The organism is Bradyrhizobium sp. USDA 4532, assembly GCF_024171315.1.
Classification (GTDB): Bacteria; Pseudomonadota; Alphaproteobacteria; order Rhizobiales; family Xanthobacteraceae; genus Bradyrhizobium; species Bradyrhizobium australafricanum.
Map to the genome: position 1 here is coordinate 5788070 of NZ_JALJZN010000001.1, position 15006 is coordinate 5803075.

14 protein-coding genes are annotated in these 15006 nt (G+C 64.9%); 3 read left to right on the plus strand and 11 right to left on the minus strand.

Features of this window, described 5'->3' with window-relative positions:
- Positions 1-8 precede the first annotated feature (8 nt).
- The 3 genes from J2R76_RS26650 to J2R76_RS26660 all read right to left on the minus strand — a co-directional run bounded on the left by J2R76_RS26650 (position 9) and on the right by J2R76_RS26660 (position 5835).
- Positions 9-3155, minus strand: coding sequence for an efflux RND transporter permease subunit (locus J2R76_RS26650; RefSeq protein ID WP_253625179.1), 3147 nt, complete (start codon positions 3153-3155; stop codon positions 9-11).
- Positions 3152-4387 (minus strand): efflux RND transporter periplasmic adaptor subunit, encoded by a 1236-nt coding sequence (locus J2R76_RS26655; RefSeq protein WP_375166536.1) that lies wholly within the window; start codon positions 4385-4387, stop codon positions 3152-3154. Before J2R76_RS26655 ends, J2R76_RS26650 begins: the two co-directional genes overlap by 4 nt.
- A gap of 311 nt (positions 4388-4698) precedes the next feature.
- Positions 4699-5835 (minus strand): hypothetical protein, encoded by a 1137-nt coding sequence (locus tag J2R76_RS26660; protein ID WP_253625180.1) that lies wholly within the window; start codon positions 5833-5835, stop codon positions 4699-4701.
- Positions 5836-6492: 657 nt separating this feature from the next.
- On the opposite strand from J2R76_RS26660, the gene J2R76_RS26665 reads away from it, so the two are divergent.
- From J2R76_RS26665 to J2R76_RS26675, 3 genes are all read left to right on the plus strand, one after another.
- A complete protein-coding gene (locus tag J2R76_RS26665) occupies positions 6493-7605 on the plus strand; it encodes a helix-turn-helix transcriptional regulator (RefSeq protein WP_057015357.1) in 1113 nt (370 codons plus the stop codon).
- Between the two features lie 153 nt (positions 7606-7758).
- A complete protein-coding gene (locus J2R76_RS26670) occupies positions 7759-8064 on the plus strand; it encodes a hypothetical protein (protein WP_253625181.1) in 306 nt (101 codons plus the stop codon).
- 3 nt (positions 8065-8067) lie between these two features.
- A complete protein-coding gene (locus J2R76_RS26675) occupies positions 8068-8589 on the plus strand; it encodes a DUF1697 domain-containing protein (RefSeq protein WP_253625182.1) in 522 nt (173 codons plus the stop codon).
- A 139-nt stretch (positions 8590-8728) separates the two neighbouring features.
- On the opposite strand, the gene J2R76_RS26680 is transcribed toward J2R76_RS26675, so the two are convergent.
- The 8 genes from J2R76_RS26680 to J2R76_RS26715 form a co-directional block, all read right to left on the minus strand.
- On the minus strand, positions 8729-9952 hold the full coding sequence (locus J2R76_RS26680) for a threonine ammonia-lyase (protein ID WP_253625183.1): 1224 nt from the start codon (positions 9950-9952) through the stop codon (positions 8729-8731).
- Positions 9953-10270: 318 nt separating this feature from the next.
- Positions 10271-10426, minus strand: coding sequence for a response regulator (locus J2R76_RS26685; protein ID WP_225162097.1), 156 nt, complete (start codon positions 10424-10426; stop codon positions 10271-10273).
- Positions 10427-10480: 54 nt separating this feature from the next.
- Positions 10481-10891, minus strand: coding sequence for an aminoacyl-tRNA deacylase (locus J2R76_RS26690; protein WP_253625184.1), 411 nt, complete (start codon positions 10889-10891; stop codon positions 10481-10483).
- 124 nt (positions 10892-11015) lie between these two features.
- A complete protein-coding gene (gene bchE, locus J2R76_RS26695; RefSeq protein ID WP_253625185.1) occupies positions 11016-12542 on the minus strand; it encodes a magnesium-protoporphyrin IX monomethyl ester anaerobic oxidative cyclase in 1527 nt (508 codons plus the stop codon).
- Between the two features lie 113 nt (positions 12543-12655).
- Positions 12656-13396: a di-trans,poly-cis-decaprenylcistransferase gene (locus J2R76_RS26700; RefSeq protein WP_057015350.1), complete on the minus strand. Its 741-nt coding sequence runs from the start codon at positions 13394-13396 to the stop codon at positions 12656-12658.
- 29 nt (positions 13397-13425) lie between these two features.
- The gene (locus J2R76_RS26705) at positions 13426-13848 is read right to left on the minus strand and encodes a transcriptional regulator (protein ID WP_057015410.1); all 423 of its coding nucleotides are present in this window, start codon (positions 13846-13848) and stop codon (positions 13426-13428) included.
- The gene (locus tag J2R76_RS26710; RefSeq protein ID WP_057015349.1) at positions 13835-14452 is read right to left on the minus strand and encodes a hypothetical protein; all 618 of its coding nucleotides are present in this window, start codon (positions 14450-14452) and stop codon (positions 13835-13837) included. Before J2R76_RS26710 ends, J2R76_RS26705 begins: the two co-directional genes overlap by 14 nt.
- Before the next feature lie 128 nt (positions 14453-14580).
- Entirely contained in the window at positions 14581-14937 is a 357-nt protein-coding gene (locus J2R76_RS26715; protein WP_028335567.1) for a DUF1428 domain-containing protein, read from the minus strand.
- Positions 14938-15006: the final 69 nt, after the last annotated feature.

The window sequence follows — 15006 nt, forward strand, 5'->3', positions numbered from 1 at the left end:
GGCAGGATCTAATGCGAGGCAGGCTGTTCCGCCTTGCTCCGTCTGCCGAAGCGGTTCTTTACACCCTCGCGCCAGCCCTGGAAGGTGACGAACAGCATCGGCACCAGGAAGATGCCGACCGAGCTTGCGGCGAGCATGCCGCCGAACACCGCGGTGCCGACCGCACGGCGGCTGATTTCCGCGGCACCGGTCGCGACCACCAGCGGCACCAGGCCGAGGATGAAGGCAATTGATGTCATCATGACGGCGCGGAAGCGCATTTGCGCGCCCATCGTCGCGGCCTCCGCGATCGGCTTGCCGGCCTCGCGCTGCTCCTTGGCGAACTCGACGATCAGGATGCCGTTCTTGGCGGCGAGCGCGATCAGCACCACGAGGCCGATCTGACCGTAGAGATCGAGGTTGAGGCCCGCGAGCTTGATCGCAAGATAGGAACCGAACACGCCGACCGTGACCGATAGCAGCACGGGAATCGGGATCGTCCAGCTCTCATACAGCGCGACCAGGAACAGATAGGCAAACAGCACCGCGAGGCCGAGAATGATGCCGGTCTGGCCGGAGGCCGCCTGCTCCTGATAGGCCGTGCCGGTCCACTCGTAGGAATAGCCGGAAGGCAGCGTCGACTTGGAGAGCTCGGCCATCGTCGCGATCGCGGTGCCCGAGGACACGCCCGCCGCCGGGCTGCCGTTCACGGTGACCGAACGATAATTGTTGTAGCGCGTGATCACCTGCGGTCCGGTCACGATGCGCAGGCTTGCGATCGAGCGGATCGGCACCATCTCGCCGCCGCTGTTGCGCACATAGATCTGCCAGATGTCGGGAATGTCGCGGCGATCGGTGGCATCGCCCTGCACATTGACCTGCCAGGTGCGGCCGAACAGGTTGAAGTTGTTGACGTAGATGCCGCCGAGCGTGGCCTGCAGCGCGGTGAAGACGTCGGCCATGTTGAGGCCGAGCGCCTGCGCCTTGGCGCGATCGATGTCGAGATAGACCGACGGGTTGGTCGCGGTGAAGGTCGAGAACACGCGGGCCAGATTCGGATTGCGGTTCGCAGCACCGATCAGCCCGCCCATCACGCTGCTGAGCGAGGCCGGATCCTGCCCTTCGAGCGCCTCGAGCTGATATTCGAAACCGCCGGAGGTCGAAAGCCCGATGATCGGCGGCAGGTTGAATGGCAGCACCGAGGCCTGACGGATCTGCGATCCCCCGACGAAGGTCTGCCCGATCGCAGCCTGCACCGAGTCGGTGACAGCCTTGCGATCGGCGAACGCCTTCATGCGCGCCACCATGAATGCCGAATTCGGCTCGCTGGCACCGTCGAGCAGCGAGAAACCGATGATCGACAGCACATGGTCGATCGCCGGATTCTTCTTCAACAGCGCCTCGACCTGCTTGGTGACCTCGCTGGTGCGTGCCACCGACGCGCCGTCGGGCAATTGCACCGCGATGAAGAAGGCGCCCTGATCCTCCTCGGGCAGGAAGCCGGTCGGCGTGATCTTCGACACGCCGAACACCGCGCCGGCAAACACCAGCACCGCAACCAGTGACAGCACCGCCACACGAACCAGCCGTTGCACCACGCCGGCGTAGCGGTCACGTACCCAGTCGATGCTGCCGAGCACCCGTCCCATGATGCCGCGGCGCGGCCCGCCATGACGCAGGAACACGGCGCACAGTGCCGGCGACAAGGTCAGCGCATTCAGCGCCGAGATCACCATCGCGGCGCTGATCGTCACCGCGAACTGGCGGAACAGCGTGCCGGAAATGCCGGGGATGAACGCGATCGGCACGAACACCGAGAGCAGCACCAGCGAGATCGCGATGATCGGCGCCGTGATCTGCGCCATCGCCTTCTTGGTGGCGTCGGCCGGCGATAGCTCCGGCTCCTCCTCCATGACGCGCTCGACGTTCTCGACCACGACGATGGCGTCGTCGACCACGATGCCGATCGCCAGCACCATCGCCAGCAGCGAGACTGTATTGGCCGAGTAGCCCAGCGCCAGCAGCACCGCGAACGCGCCGATCAGGCTGACCGGAACCGCGACCGCCGGGATCACCGTGGCGCGCAGATTGCCGAGGAACAGGAACACCACGATCACGACGAGCACGAAGGCTTCGCCGAGCGTCTTCATCACCTCCTTGATCGTATCGGACACGAAGGTGGTGGAGTCGTACTGTACGAGATAGGTCAGCCCCGGCGGAAACCGCTCCGACAGCCGCGCAAGCGTGGCCTGCACCGCCTTGGCCGTGGTCACGGCATTGGCGCCAGGCGCGAGATAGATGCCCATCGGCACGCCGGGATTGCCGTCGATCCGCGACTCCGAATCCATGTTCTGCGCGCCGATCTCGACACGAGCAACGTCCCGGATCCGCAGCACCGAGCCATCCGGATTGGCCCGCAGCACGATGTCGCCGAACTGCTTGGATGTCGTCAGGCGGCCCTGCGTCTGCACATTGAACTGGAACTGCTGGTCATTGCTGATCGGACGCGCGCCGATGCGGCCGACCGGCGCCTGCACACTTTGCGCCCTGATCGCGGCGATCACGTCCGACGGCGCCAGGTTGAGGCTGGTCAGGCGCTGGGTGTCGAACCAGATCCGCATCGAGTAGTTCAGCTTCGCGAACAGCGAGGCCTGTCCGACACCAGGCGTGCGCGAGATCGCGTCCAGCACGTTGATGATGGCGTAGTTGGTGATGAACAGCGGATCCTGATCACCGCTCTTGCTGTACAGCACGATGAATTGCAGCACCGCCGAGGATTTCTTCTGCACGGTCAGGCCCTGCGCCTGCACCTCGGTCGGCAATTGCGCGAGCGCACTCTGCACGCGGTTGTTGACGTTGACGGTGTTGATATCAGGATCGGTGCCGAGCGCGAACGAGACCGTCAGCGTGTAGCTGCCGTCATTGCCGCTGGTCGACTTCATATAGAGCATCTTGTCGACGCCCACGACCTGCGCTTCCAGCGGCTGGGCGACGCTCGATTCCACCACTTCGGCCGATGCGCCGGGGAATACGGCGGAGACCGTGACCTGCGGCGGCACGATGTCCGGAAACTGCGCGACCGGAATCTGCATCAGCGCCAGCGCGCCCGCGATCGTGATCACGAACGCGATGACGATCGCAAGCCGCGGACGATCGACGAAGACGGCAGAAATCATGGGTTATTACCCGTCGATTTCGGCGCGCTGCTCGCGGCGCCATCCGCCGAAACCTTCATGCTCGACTGGATCAGCGCGCTGACGGGCCCCGGCGCCACCACCTCGCCCGGCTTGACCTTCTGCAACCCCTCGACGACGACCTTGTCGCCGAGCGAGATGCCGCTCGTCACCGCCGCAATCGTTGCGGTCGATTGCCCAAGCTGGATCCGCCTTTGCTCGGCCTTGTTGTCCGCGCCGACGACATAGACATATTCGCCCTGCTGGTCCGACAGCACTGCCGAACGCGGGATAGCCAGCACCTCGACCGGCTGCACGCCTTCGAGGAGAACGGTCACGAACTCATTGTCGGTGAGTTCGCGGAGCGAGCCGCCAGCCGCGACGGAAGTATATGTCGGCGGATTGGGGATGGTGCCGCGCAGGGAGATGGTATCGGTGTTCTGCGCGATCGTGTTGTTGACGAAGTTCAGTTCGCCGGTCTTGTCGAAGAGCCGGCCGTCCGGCAACCGCAGGCGGATGACGACGGCCTTGAAGCCGCCGCGCGTCGCATAACGGTCGCGCAGATCGAGCGCCTCGCGCACCGGCACGGGAAAGGTGACATACATCGGGTCCTGGCTGACGATTGTCGTCAGGGTTCCCGAGCTCGGCGTCACGACGTTGCCCTCGGTGACCGCGGTGCGTCCGATCCTGCCGTCGATCGGCGAGTGGATCATGGTGTAGTCGAGATTGATCTGGGACAGGTCGACCTGCGCCTGCGCGGCCTGCACCTGCGCCTCGAGGCTCTGCTGGTTGGCGACCGCCGCATCAACATTGGATTGCTGGCCGGCCGGGCCGCCCATCAGGGCCTTGGCGCGATCGGTGGTCAGCTTGGCGTTGACCAGCGTCGCCTGCAATTGGGCGACCTGTGCCTTCTTCGATGCGAGATCGGCTTCGAACGGTCCGCGCTCGAGTTGATACAAGAGATCACCGGCCTTGACCTCGGAGCCCTCGACAAAGTTCCGCTTGTCCAGGAACGCGGTCACACGCGCCACCACGTTGACGCGGTTGGGGGCTTCGATGCGTCCGAGAAATTCATTGGTTTCGGTGATCGGCCGCTTCACCGCCTCGAACACGCCCACGGCAGGAGGCCCGGGCGGCCCCGCCTGGGCATGGGCCGCCGATACTCCCGCCGCCATTAGTCCCGCCGATACGAGAAACCCTGCCAAGCCACCGAGCATGCGTTCCGTACCACTCATGCAGTCCAACCCTTCGGCTACCAACAGACGCTACGAGACGGATATGACGTCGAGTTCCCTCAGACCCGAAGGTCAGGATGGGCAGTGCGTTGCAGCAGATCATAACGCGGCCAATCCGACAATGCTGTAAGCTGATCGCGATCGTTGCGCCGATCCCGACGACAGCCAGCTTTGTGAAGCGCTGCGACGCCACCATGACACAGCCATTGCGGCCGCGCGGACCGGCTCAGTGCATGCCGCCGTCGCCGAAAGCTCCCGTCAATGTGATCCCACACGAGCGCACTCTCGGTACCCTCGAGGTCAGGCTGCGCTCACAACGCGATGGCGTTCTTCAAGCGAGAGGTGTCTTGATAGGCTGGCGACGCCAGACGTTCGGATAGCCACGGCCGCGCGCGCTTGCCGCTGACCTCGTGCACACCGTCGAAGATGTCCATGTCGATCAAATGCGGATGGCCTGACGATGCGTAGACCGACTGCATTTGAGAAAACTTTTCATCCCGCCCAAGTTCCAGCGCGTTTGCACCGTCACGGCTCCCGATCTCGACGAACAGCGGACACGGGCAGAGCAAGTACGCCAGCTCCGCGCCGGTGTACTTGGCGCGGCCGTTGCTGAAATGAATGTAAGCCGCAAGTTCGACGCCGAGATTCTTGGTGATCACGGATGACGTCAGAAACCTCTTCTCGTCGCGCATATATCCGGACACAACAGTCGGCCGCATCCGCCCCGTCGCGGCTTCCAGATGCAGCGCGAGAAAGGCGCCCCAGGACACCCCGTAGACGCCGACATTCAAACCCGACACGCCGGTGAGCTTCCTGCAAACGATTTCGCCGGCGTCGAGCGATGCGCATGACACGTTGTGGGCGGAGATGCCGTGAGATGCCAGCATCGCGGCGATGTTGTTCTGGCTCTCCTGATTTCCGATCTGGACGATGTAAGGACACCAGACGACGTAACCGTCCCGACATAGCCGTTTGCCGAGCGCGTTCATGTAGTCCTTGTCGGCATCGTCGAAGCAGCGCTCCGGCGTGCTCGCCATGCCGTGGCCGAGCAGGATCAATCCCTTGAATTCTCCGTCGGGAATTCCAAGACATCCGCGCACCGGCACGCCGCATTCCAGATCGAACTCGACCTTCACGACCGAGAAGCCATCCGCGGGCGCGCGCCAGAGAACCCGGATCTCGTCGTGCGACGGCCGATAAAGCCGCCGCGCGCGGAAGAGAGATCGCATCTCTCCGCGAATCTCCGAACCGGTTGCCACCGCGCGCAGCCTGCCGCTTGCCGCGATATCGAACAACGACCGGCAGAACTGATCGTAGCCAAGGGTCGGCAAGTCGACATTCGCGCATGATCCCTGGCAATGGCCCAGCACCAGCCTGTCGCTGCCGGCCCGCGACGAGGGGCCGACCAGCGTCATCAACAATCCGGAAAGAGCCCTGCGACTGATCATCGACTCTCCCCGAGCCGACGATGGCTCGTATGAATGTCAGAGGTGGCCGCTCAAAGCGCGATCAGACCCGGTTTAAATCGTCATCGCGCCTTAGGCCGCCCGTTAGGCATGATCCTTTTCGAAAAACCGCTTCGCACTTTTCCGGATCATGCCCTAGCTGGCGCCACGGATTGCGCGGATACAAATTAAAGGATGTTCATGCTCGAACGATCGCGTGCAACGTTGCAAATGTGTGACGCCGGCGGGCTTGGCGCAGCGCCAGTCATGCCAATCCGGTTTCGGGATGCTTCGGAATGTTTCCATCTGTCACGTAGCTTCGATTTTGCCGCGCGCGGCGATGATCGTCAGGCCCTGATTATCGAGTCTTCATCAAGTCTCTATCAAGTCATGGGGCCGCCCCGCCGACCTGGCATCGAGCTTCGCCTTCGTCGTCCGTGCGCCGGCGGCCGCGCGCCGGATCGCAGCCGAGCGAGCGAGACCCCGGCCGCCGCGCGAAAATCGCGAAGAAGAGGCGGCGAAAACGTCGGAATTCCCCCTGATGCGCGTGAACGCGCACCGGAATAACCCGGACTCGTGGCTCGGGCTGAATTGCTTTACGCAATATTTCCGAGGTCGCCGGGTTTATCTATTGGGCAACAACGGTTTTTGGGATGGCCGATGGCGAACGACCTGCACGAGCATCTGATTGAACTGGCCTATGAGGCCGCGGTCGTCCCCGAATTGTGGCCGAATGTCCTGCATCAGGTCGGCGCGATCGCGCGTGCGCGCGGTATCGTGCTGTTGACGGCGGCCCCGCACGACGTCCGCTGGGTCGCGTCCCCCGACATGCACGACGACACGGTGGCCTATGTCGAAGGCGGCTGGCACGAGCGCAACGGGCGATTGCCGCGCCTGCTCGCGGCCAACCATGCCGGCTTCCTGCGCGACATCGATGTGTTCGATACGCCCGAGGAGGTGCAGCAGGATTTCCAGATCCGCGAATTCTTCCGCCCGCGCGGGCTCGGATGGGGCGCCGGTACTGCGATCCCGGTGCCGAGCGGCGACGTGCTGATCTACAGCGTCGAGCGCGAATACCAGCACGGGCCGATCGAGCGCGAAGCGATCGAGCAGCTCGACGCGCTGCGGCCGCATCTGGCGCGTGCCGCGCTGCTGTCGGCGCGGCTCGGGATGGAGCGCGCCAGGGCGGCAACCGAATCGCTGGCGATGCTCGGCCTGCCCGCGGCAGTGCTGCGGCGCGGCGGCCGTCTGATGACGGCCAACACGCTGTTCGACCGCTTGGTGCCCGACGTGATGCAGGATCGCGGCGAGCGCCTGACGCTGGCGGCGACCACTGCCGACACGCTGTTCGCCCAGGCGCTGGCCGCGCTTGATCAGGGACTGATCAGCGTGGAGGTGCGCTCGGTGCCGATCGCGGCGCAGGAGGATCGGCCGCCGCTGATCGTGCATCTGGTCCCGATCCACGGCGCGGCGCGTGACCTGTTCGACCGCGCGGCGGCGATCGTGATCGTGACGCCGGTGGTGCCGGCCGAGGTGCCGACCGCGGAAGTGCTGCAGGGCCTGTTCGACCTGACGCCGGCGGAGGCGCGCGTGGCGCGCGGCATTGGCGAAGGACGCACCGTCGAGGCAATCGCGGGCGCTTTCGGCATCTCCCGCGAAACGGTACGCAACCAGCTCAAGGCGGTGCTGGCCAAGACCGGACTGGGCCGGCAGGTGGAGCTGGCCAGACTGCTCGCCGGCGCGAAGGTGCCGCCGGGGTCGTCAGGAGACTAGCGCACGCCGCGCAAGCCTCGGTACAGGGGTCGATGCGATCCTCCGGGAATTCGCAAAACGATCGCATGTTCAAACGGCACCGGTTACGCTAGGGGTAGCTCCCGTCCCTCCGTGCGCCCGCCCGGCGCATGTCCAGTCAATGAGTGCATCTGAATGGCCGAAGCCGACCTCGACGCCGTCATCCGGCAAACCGCAAAAGCGCAGACCAAGGCCGTGATGGCGGCTGCCAAGAAGCGCCAAGCCGCCTGGGTCGCGCGCGCGGCCAAGGCCAAGGACAAGGAGACCAAGGCGCGCTTCCGCTTCCTGGCCAAGAGCACGATGCTGAACGCAACCGCGACCGCCAAGCGGTTGCAGAATTCGGCCGAGAACGCCGCCGACGCCTATGCGCGCGCCATGAAGAAGGCGATGGAAGAGCCGCCGCCGGCCAAGAAGCCCGCGAAGAGGAAAACCGACGGCTAGTCGATGCCGCGTTACGTCGTCCTGCTGCGCGCGGTCAATGTCGGCGGCACCGGCAAGCTGCCGATGACCGAGTTGAAGGCGATGTGCGTCGACGAGGGATTTGCCGACGCGCAGACCTATATCGCCAGCGGCAATGTCGTGTTCTCCTCGAAGCTCGGCGCGGCCAAGGTCAAGGCTGCGCTGGAGCGACGGCTGCAGGCCTATGCCGGCCAGCCGGTCGGCGTCGCCGTCCGCAGCGCGGACGAGATCGCCGCGGTGCTGAAGGCCAATCCGTTTCCGAAAGCGCCGCCGAACTATACTGTCGCGATCTTCCTCGACGAGCCGCCGCCGAAGGACGCCTTGAAGGACATCAAGGGCCAGCAGGACGAACAGGTGCGGCTCGGCAAGCGCGAGATCTATGTCGCCTATGGCAGCGGCATGGGCCGCTCGAAGCTGAAGATCCCCGCCGCCGCCAAGGGCACCGCGCGCAACATCAACACCATCGCGAAGCTCGCCGAGCTGGCGGCGGGTGACAACGAGGGTTAGTTCGCCCATTGAAATCCGTCATCCTGAGGAGCGCGCACTTGCGCGCGTCTCGAAGGATGCACGGCCCGGCTGGTGGCCGATTCATCCTTCGAGGCTCGCTCCGCTCGCGCCTCAGGATGACGGTCAAGCAGTCTGACAGCTAACTCTCCCGCACCGCGAATCCTTCGGCGCTGAGCCTTGCCAGCACCTCCTCCAGATGGGCGCGGTCGCGGGTTTCGATCACGAGCTCGAGCAGCGTCGCCTTCGCCGGAAGATCGGAGAAGGTGCGCTGATGCGAGACCTCGATGATGTTGGCGCCGGCATCGGCAAGCAGGATCGACACCGCCGCGAGCTGTCCGGGCCGGTCGACGATGTCGAGCGCCAGTTGCGTCAGTCGTCCCTCGCGCGCGAGCTCGCGGGTCAGGACCGAGGCAATCAGCCTGGTGTCGATATTGCCGCCGGTCAGCACCAGGCCGACTGAGCTGCCCGCAAAGCGCTCCGGAGCTGCGAGCACCGCCGCGAGACCGGCGGCGCCGGCGCCTTCGACCACCGTCTTTTCGATCGAGATCAGGGTCGCGACCGCGCGCTCGATCTGGTCCTCGCTGACCAGGATGATGTCGTCAACGAGCTCGCGCACGATTTTCGTGGTGATCTGCCCGGGCGCCTTGACCGCAATGCCCTCGGCGAGGGTGTCGCCGCGCATCGGCAGCTGCTCGCCTTTGACCGCATTGTACATTGACGGATAGAGCTGGGCCTGCACGCCGACGACCTGGATCGACGGCTTCAGTGCCTTCGCGGCCGTGGCGATGCCCGAGATCAGCCCGCCGCCGCCGATCGGCACCACCAGGATATCGAGCTCCGGCACCGTCGCGAGCATTTCAAGTCCGATCGTGCCTTGCCCTGCAATGATCAGCGGATCGTCATAGGGATGGATCAGGATCAGTCCCTTCTGCGCAGCATGCGAGCCAACGAACGCGAAGCATTCTTCCAGCGTCTGCCCGGTGATGATGACCTCGGCGCCGTGCCGCCTGGTGTTCTCGATCTTCACCATCGGCGTCCCGATCGGCATCACGATGGTGGCGGGGATGCCGAGCCGCTTGGCGTGATAGGCCACGCCCTGGGCGTGATTGCCGGCAGACATCGCGATCACGCCGCGCTTGCGCTCCTCTGGCGACAGCGCCTGCAGGCGATTCAGCGCGCCGCGCTCCTTGAACGTCGCGGTGAACTGCAGGTTCTCGAATTTGAGGAACAGGCGGCAGCCGCAGATCTCGCCCAGCGTGCGGCTCTCGTTGCAGGCCGTGACCATGACCGCATCCCGGATCACATCCGCGGCACGGCGTATGTCGGCAAGGGTGATGGCGGCGGTATGGGCAGGCTGCGGCATCGGGTTTCGCTTTGGTCCGTTTCGTCAGACGGAACCTAGCGGGTTTCGGCGCCGAACACGACCGCGCTTTAGCGTGCGGTCAACACCCGTTCCTCCGGCCTCGCCGGCCCGGTCAGTTAAACCTCATCACATTTCGGGCATACCAGCGCGGTGCGGAAATGCTTGTCGAGCACAATGGTTCGCGTCCTGCCGCACTGGCAGCGCATCGGCTTATCCATGGAAGACCGGCCCGGGTTCGAGATGCAAGGAAAGCGTGCGCCCGGCTACCCCGGTCCGGTTAACCCAATATGACTTGAGGCCGGATAATTTGTCGCGCGGCTAGAAGAGACCAGCGCTGAGATCGAGGCCGTAGCTTGCCCTGAGCGCCGCGACGAACAGGACCGCGGAGGCAAGCAGCAGGACATGCCGGGCGATGCTGCTCCGAAGCGAATTGGCCGGAAACGCGCGCGCGATCGATTGAGCCAAAGCAGTCATTTGCGACCTCCGGAGCCACGTCCCGAAGGTAGGTCGCGGGCAGCGCAGTGAGGTTCAATGCGGCTCGCGGATCGGCCGGCGGCGCGCCAATGTGCTCTGTTCGGGATCACTCGGTGCCCGCACCCGATTCTTGAAGCGGTGACCGACCACGATCAGCCTGCCCTCGGCGCGGATTAGGGTATCGGCCGATGGCGCGGACGGCAGATTGTCTTGCGTGACCGCTTCCAGTGCACGCAGGAACTCGCGACCGGCCGATGTGATCTCCCAGCCTTCGACGTCACGGAGCACATAGCCATGGCTAAAGATGTCGAGTTCGGGGACCCGCGACGCCAGACGTTTGATCCGCGCATGCCAATCGTCGCCGCTCGATGAGAGCACGGCGAGATCGTGCTTAAGTGAATTGATTGTGGCTTTGCCGCGGACGTGACTGGCCAATATTTTTAAGATCGCAACCTGTATGCTCAACTCGACGCCTCGACCGCCACGGTTCTTTTTGTTCTGCGCAGCCGACCTGGAAATTATCGCGCTGATGACTGAGGCGTCCAGTCATCAGCGCCAGATATCCAGAACCCGACAAGACGGTATCGACTTACGCCGCGCGTGATGGGCCGACGCGGCGCTCGGGCCGGTGCGACGACATCGATTCCTCCTCCATATCCTGCGGCGCGCCCCAAAATTCCTGCACGGTGGGCCCGTTCTTCAGCCTCTTGTCGCGCAGGAAGCCGAGGATTTCGTGCGGCCAGACCCGGCGGCCCATCTGCGTGTACCAGCGCATCGCGTGACGAAGTCCGGCGTCGCGGTGGAGCAGCACGCGGAGCAGCGCCTTCGGGCGGCACTGCAGCACCATCTCGGTGAACTTGAACCAGAGCAGCACGCGCCATGGCGGCATGTGCCGGGTCGCCAGCACCTGATGCTTGTAGTCCCAGAGCCTGCGATCGGTCTGGATGACGCGCCGCTCCGCCGCGAGACGGAAATACGGCGTCCAGCGATGCGGCGTGACGTAGAGCATCTGGATCTGGTCGGGATCATAGGACAACAGCTGCCTGAGACCACGCCAATGATCGCGATCGGTCTCCTCCTCGAAGCCGACCACCCACGTCGCCATCGACAGGATGCCGTGCTGGCGCATCAAACGGATGGCTTCGCGATCGATCGTGGTGGTCGCGCCCTTGCGGATCAGCTCCAGCGTCTTCTCGTCGGTGTTCTCCATGCCGAGCAGGAAGCGCTGCCAGCCCGCCTTCCTGTAGAGATGCAGGATATCGGCGTCGCGCACGATGTCGTCGGCGCGGGTCGAGCCGACCAGGATCAGATCGACATCCTCCGCGATCAGGGCCTCGAGAAAGGCCCGCCACGCCTTCTTCGAGACGGTCGGATTCTCGTCGGCGAAATTGATCACCTTGACGCCGTGCTCGCGATGGAGCCGCGCCAGCTCCTTCGCAAAGCGCACGGGATCGCGGTGCCGCCACCGCGTCCAGAAGCCGCGCTGGCCGCAGTAATTGCACAGATGCGGACAGCCGCGCGAGAACTGCACGACGACGGCGCACAGGCCGCCCCAATAGCTGTAGCGCGCGTGATCGATCAATTCCCAGCCGACGCGATAGGCATCGAGATCACGGATGACAGGCGCAGGCGGCATCACGCGCGGCCCGTAATCGTCGCGAAATGCGATGCCGTTGATGATGCGGAGATCCTCGCCGGCCTCCAGCGCCCGCATCAGACGCCGCGCCGTCTCTTCGCCCTCGCCGCGCACGATCGCGGTGACGTAGCGCTCCTCGCGCAGGATGTCGCGCCAGTGATAGGTCGGAAACACGCCGCCATAGACGATCCGCACACCGGGCACGGCCTTGACGATCGCCTGCGCCACCTCGGCGATGACCGGATGGCCCGACGTCGAGCCGGAATGGCCGAACAGCACCGCATCCGGTGCAAATCTCGATGCCTCCGCCACGATGGCTTGGACCGGCATCGGCCCGAACTCGGCATCGATAAGACCGACGTCGTGGCCGTCATCGATCAGGGGGCCGCCGATCGACAACAGGCCAAGTGGCGGCAGATGGTCGTCGGGGATCCGGCTGCCGATCGCCGGGTGCGGCACGTTGATGAGAAGAATGCGCATGGATGATCGCTCCCGCTTTGGTTGGCGTGATCGTTCGTCCCCGCATCTTGAGAGAGAGAGCCCAACCCCCCGGCCGGGCTTTAGGAAGAGAGCAGTTGGCGCGGCTTGACGCGTTAGAGGTTCGGCACCTCCGCCGGCGCGATCGCGGTCAGTCCGCCGAAGCGGCGCTCGCGGCGATGGAAGGAGCCGAGTGCGTCGGCGAGATCGTCGGCATCGAATTCGGGCCACATCCGCTCGGTGAAATGCAGCTCGGCATAAGCGCCCTCCCAGAGCAGGAAGTCCGACAGCCGCTTCTCGCCCGAGGTGCGGATGATCAGGTCGACGTCGCGCAGCCCGGCCTCGCCGGTAATGAGATCGGAGAACGTCTCGCGGCTGAGCTCGCCGGCGCCGGCCGCGCGCGCGGCGGCGTTCAGGATGGCGTCGCGCGCCGAATAATCGATCGCGATGCGCAGATGCAGCGTGGTGCCGCCGGCGGTCTCGGCCTCGGCGCGCGTGATCGCGGCGGCGATTCCGTCGGGCAGCCGGTCGCGGCGGCCGATCACGGTGAGGCGAACGCCGTTGCGCACGAGCGCAGCGATCTCGTTGGCGAGATAGAAGCGCAGCAGGCCCATCAGTGCCGCGACCTCGGCCTTCGGACGGCGCCAATTATCGCTCGAGAAGGCGTAGAGCGTCAGCGTGCCGACGCCCTGGTCCGGCGCGGCCTCGACGATGCGGCGGATCGCCTCGACGCCGGCCTCGTGTCCGCGCAGCCGTGACAGGCCGCGCCGCGTTGCCCAGCGGCCATTGCCATCCATGATGATGCCGACATGGAGCCTGAAGGCGGCTTCCGGCTTGAGCGCGACGTTACTTTGCATCACAAAGTCTCCGGACAAAATGAGATGGTTCAAACCGGCTGGATACCGAGGCGGCCAGCTGCGCGGTCGTCCTTGCCGGCGGCCTTTTCTGCCGTGCCGGCGGCCCTCTCGGCCGTGCCGGCGGCCTTGGCCGCGTCACGCACCAGCTGCTCGAGCACGGCGAGATAGTCGAGGAAGCGGCGACGACCGCTCTTGGTCAGGCGGCAGGTGGTGTGCGGACGATTGCCTTCATAGCCCTTGATGACGTCGACGAGACCGGCCTCCTGCAGCACCTGGAGGTGCCGGCTGAGGTTGCCGTCGGTCAGGCCGCAGAGCTGCTTGAGATCGGCAAAGGCGAGCCCCTTCGGATGCGCCATCAGCGAGGTCAGCAGGCCGAGCCGCGCCTTCTCGTGGATGACGCGGTCGAGGCCGTCATAGGCGAACGGCGCGGTGGTCAGGTCAGTCTTCGGCATCATGGCCTCCGGAAGCGAAATAGAGCAGCGCTGCGAGCAGCAACTGGCCGATCGCGAATGGCAGTCCCATGGTCCAGGGCGACAGCGCGTGGCTCTGGCTTGCGATCAAGAGCACCGTGAAGCCCGACAGGAAATACCAGGCGCCGCCGAGCGCGATCGTGCGCGGCAGCAGGCGGACCGAAGCGAACACGCCGAGGCTGACCAGCACCTGCCACAGGCCGGGCAGCATCCACAACGTCTCGGGCGCGAACTTCCATTGCAGGATCGCGAGCAGCACGCCGGCGATCGCCGCGGGAACGAACTGCTCGATCGCCTGCTGGACCATCGCGTCCGCAAGGCCGGAATGATGCCGCCGCGAGCGCGCCTGCATCTCGATCCAGATCAGCACGGCGGAGACCAACGCGGCCGCCGCCCAGCCTGCGAGGAACGCGATCGGATGAGCGGTGGGATCGGCGAGCCAGAGATATTGCGCAAGCGCCGTGACCAGCGCGATGCCGCTCGTGGCGGCGACGGTTGCCGGACCGTAGCCGCGGAACGCCGTTCCGGCCGCAATCTGGCTGCGGATGGCGAGGATATCGGCCAACGCCTTGTCGAGGTCACGCATGATTCGCCCGAACTTTGTATTGCAAAGTATACGGGATCACCAAGTAAACGCAAGCGGCATCGCGCGGCTTGCCGAGCGTGATATTTAACAGCCGGTTACTGCGCGGATTGCGGCGAAACCGTGCCGCGTCAGACCTTCACCAGGCTGGCGAAGCCGCCATAGATCATCCGCTTGCCGTCGAACGGCACGTCACCCATGCTCATCGATGCCAGGCGCGGATCGGCCATCACCTTGGCGTTGATCCGGTCGCGCTGGGCGCGCGACTTGTAGGTGATCCAGGCAAACACGACGGTTTCGCCGGCCTTCAGTTTCACGCTCTGCGGAAACGAGGTCAGCTTGCCCGGCTTGACGTCGTCGGCGACCCATTCGCGATAATCCAGTGCGCCATACTCGCGCCAGACCTTGCCGGCCTTCTTCGAGAGTTGCGCATAGGCTTTGAGTTTCTTCTTCGGCACGGCGACGATGAATCCATCGACGTAAGGCATTGGGCGGTTTCCTGCTGTTTGGGCTCCCTGTCATTGCGAGCGCCAGCGAAGCAATCCATCTCTCCAAAC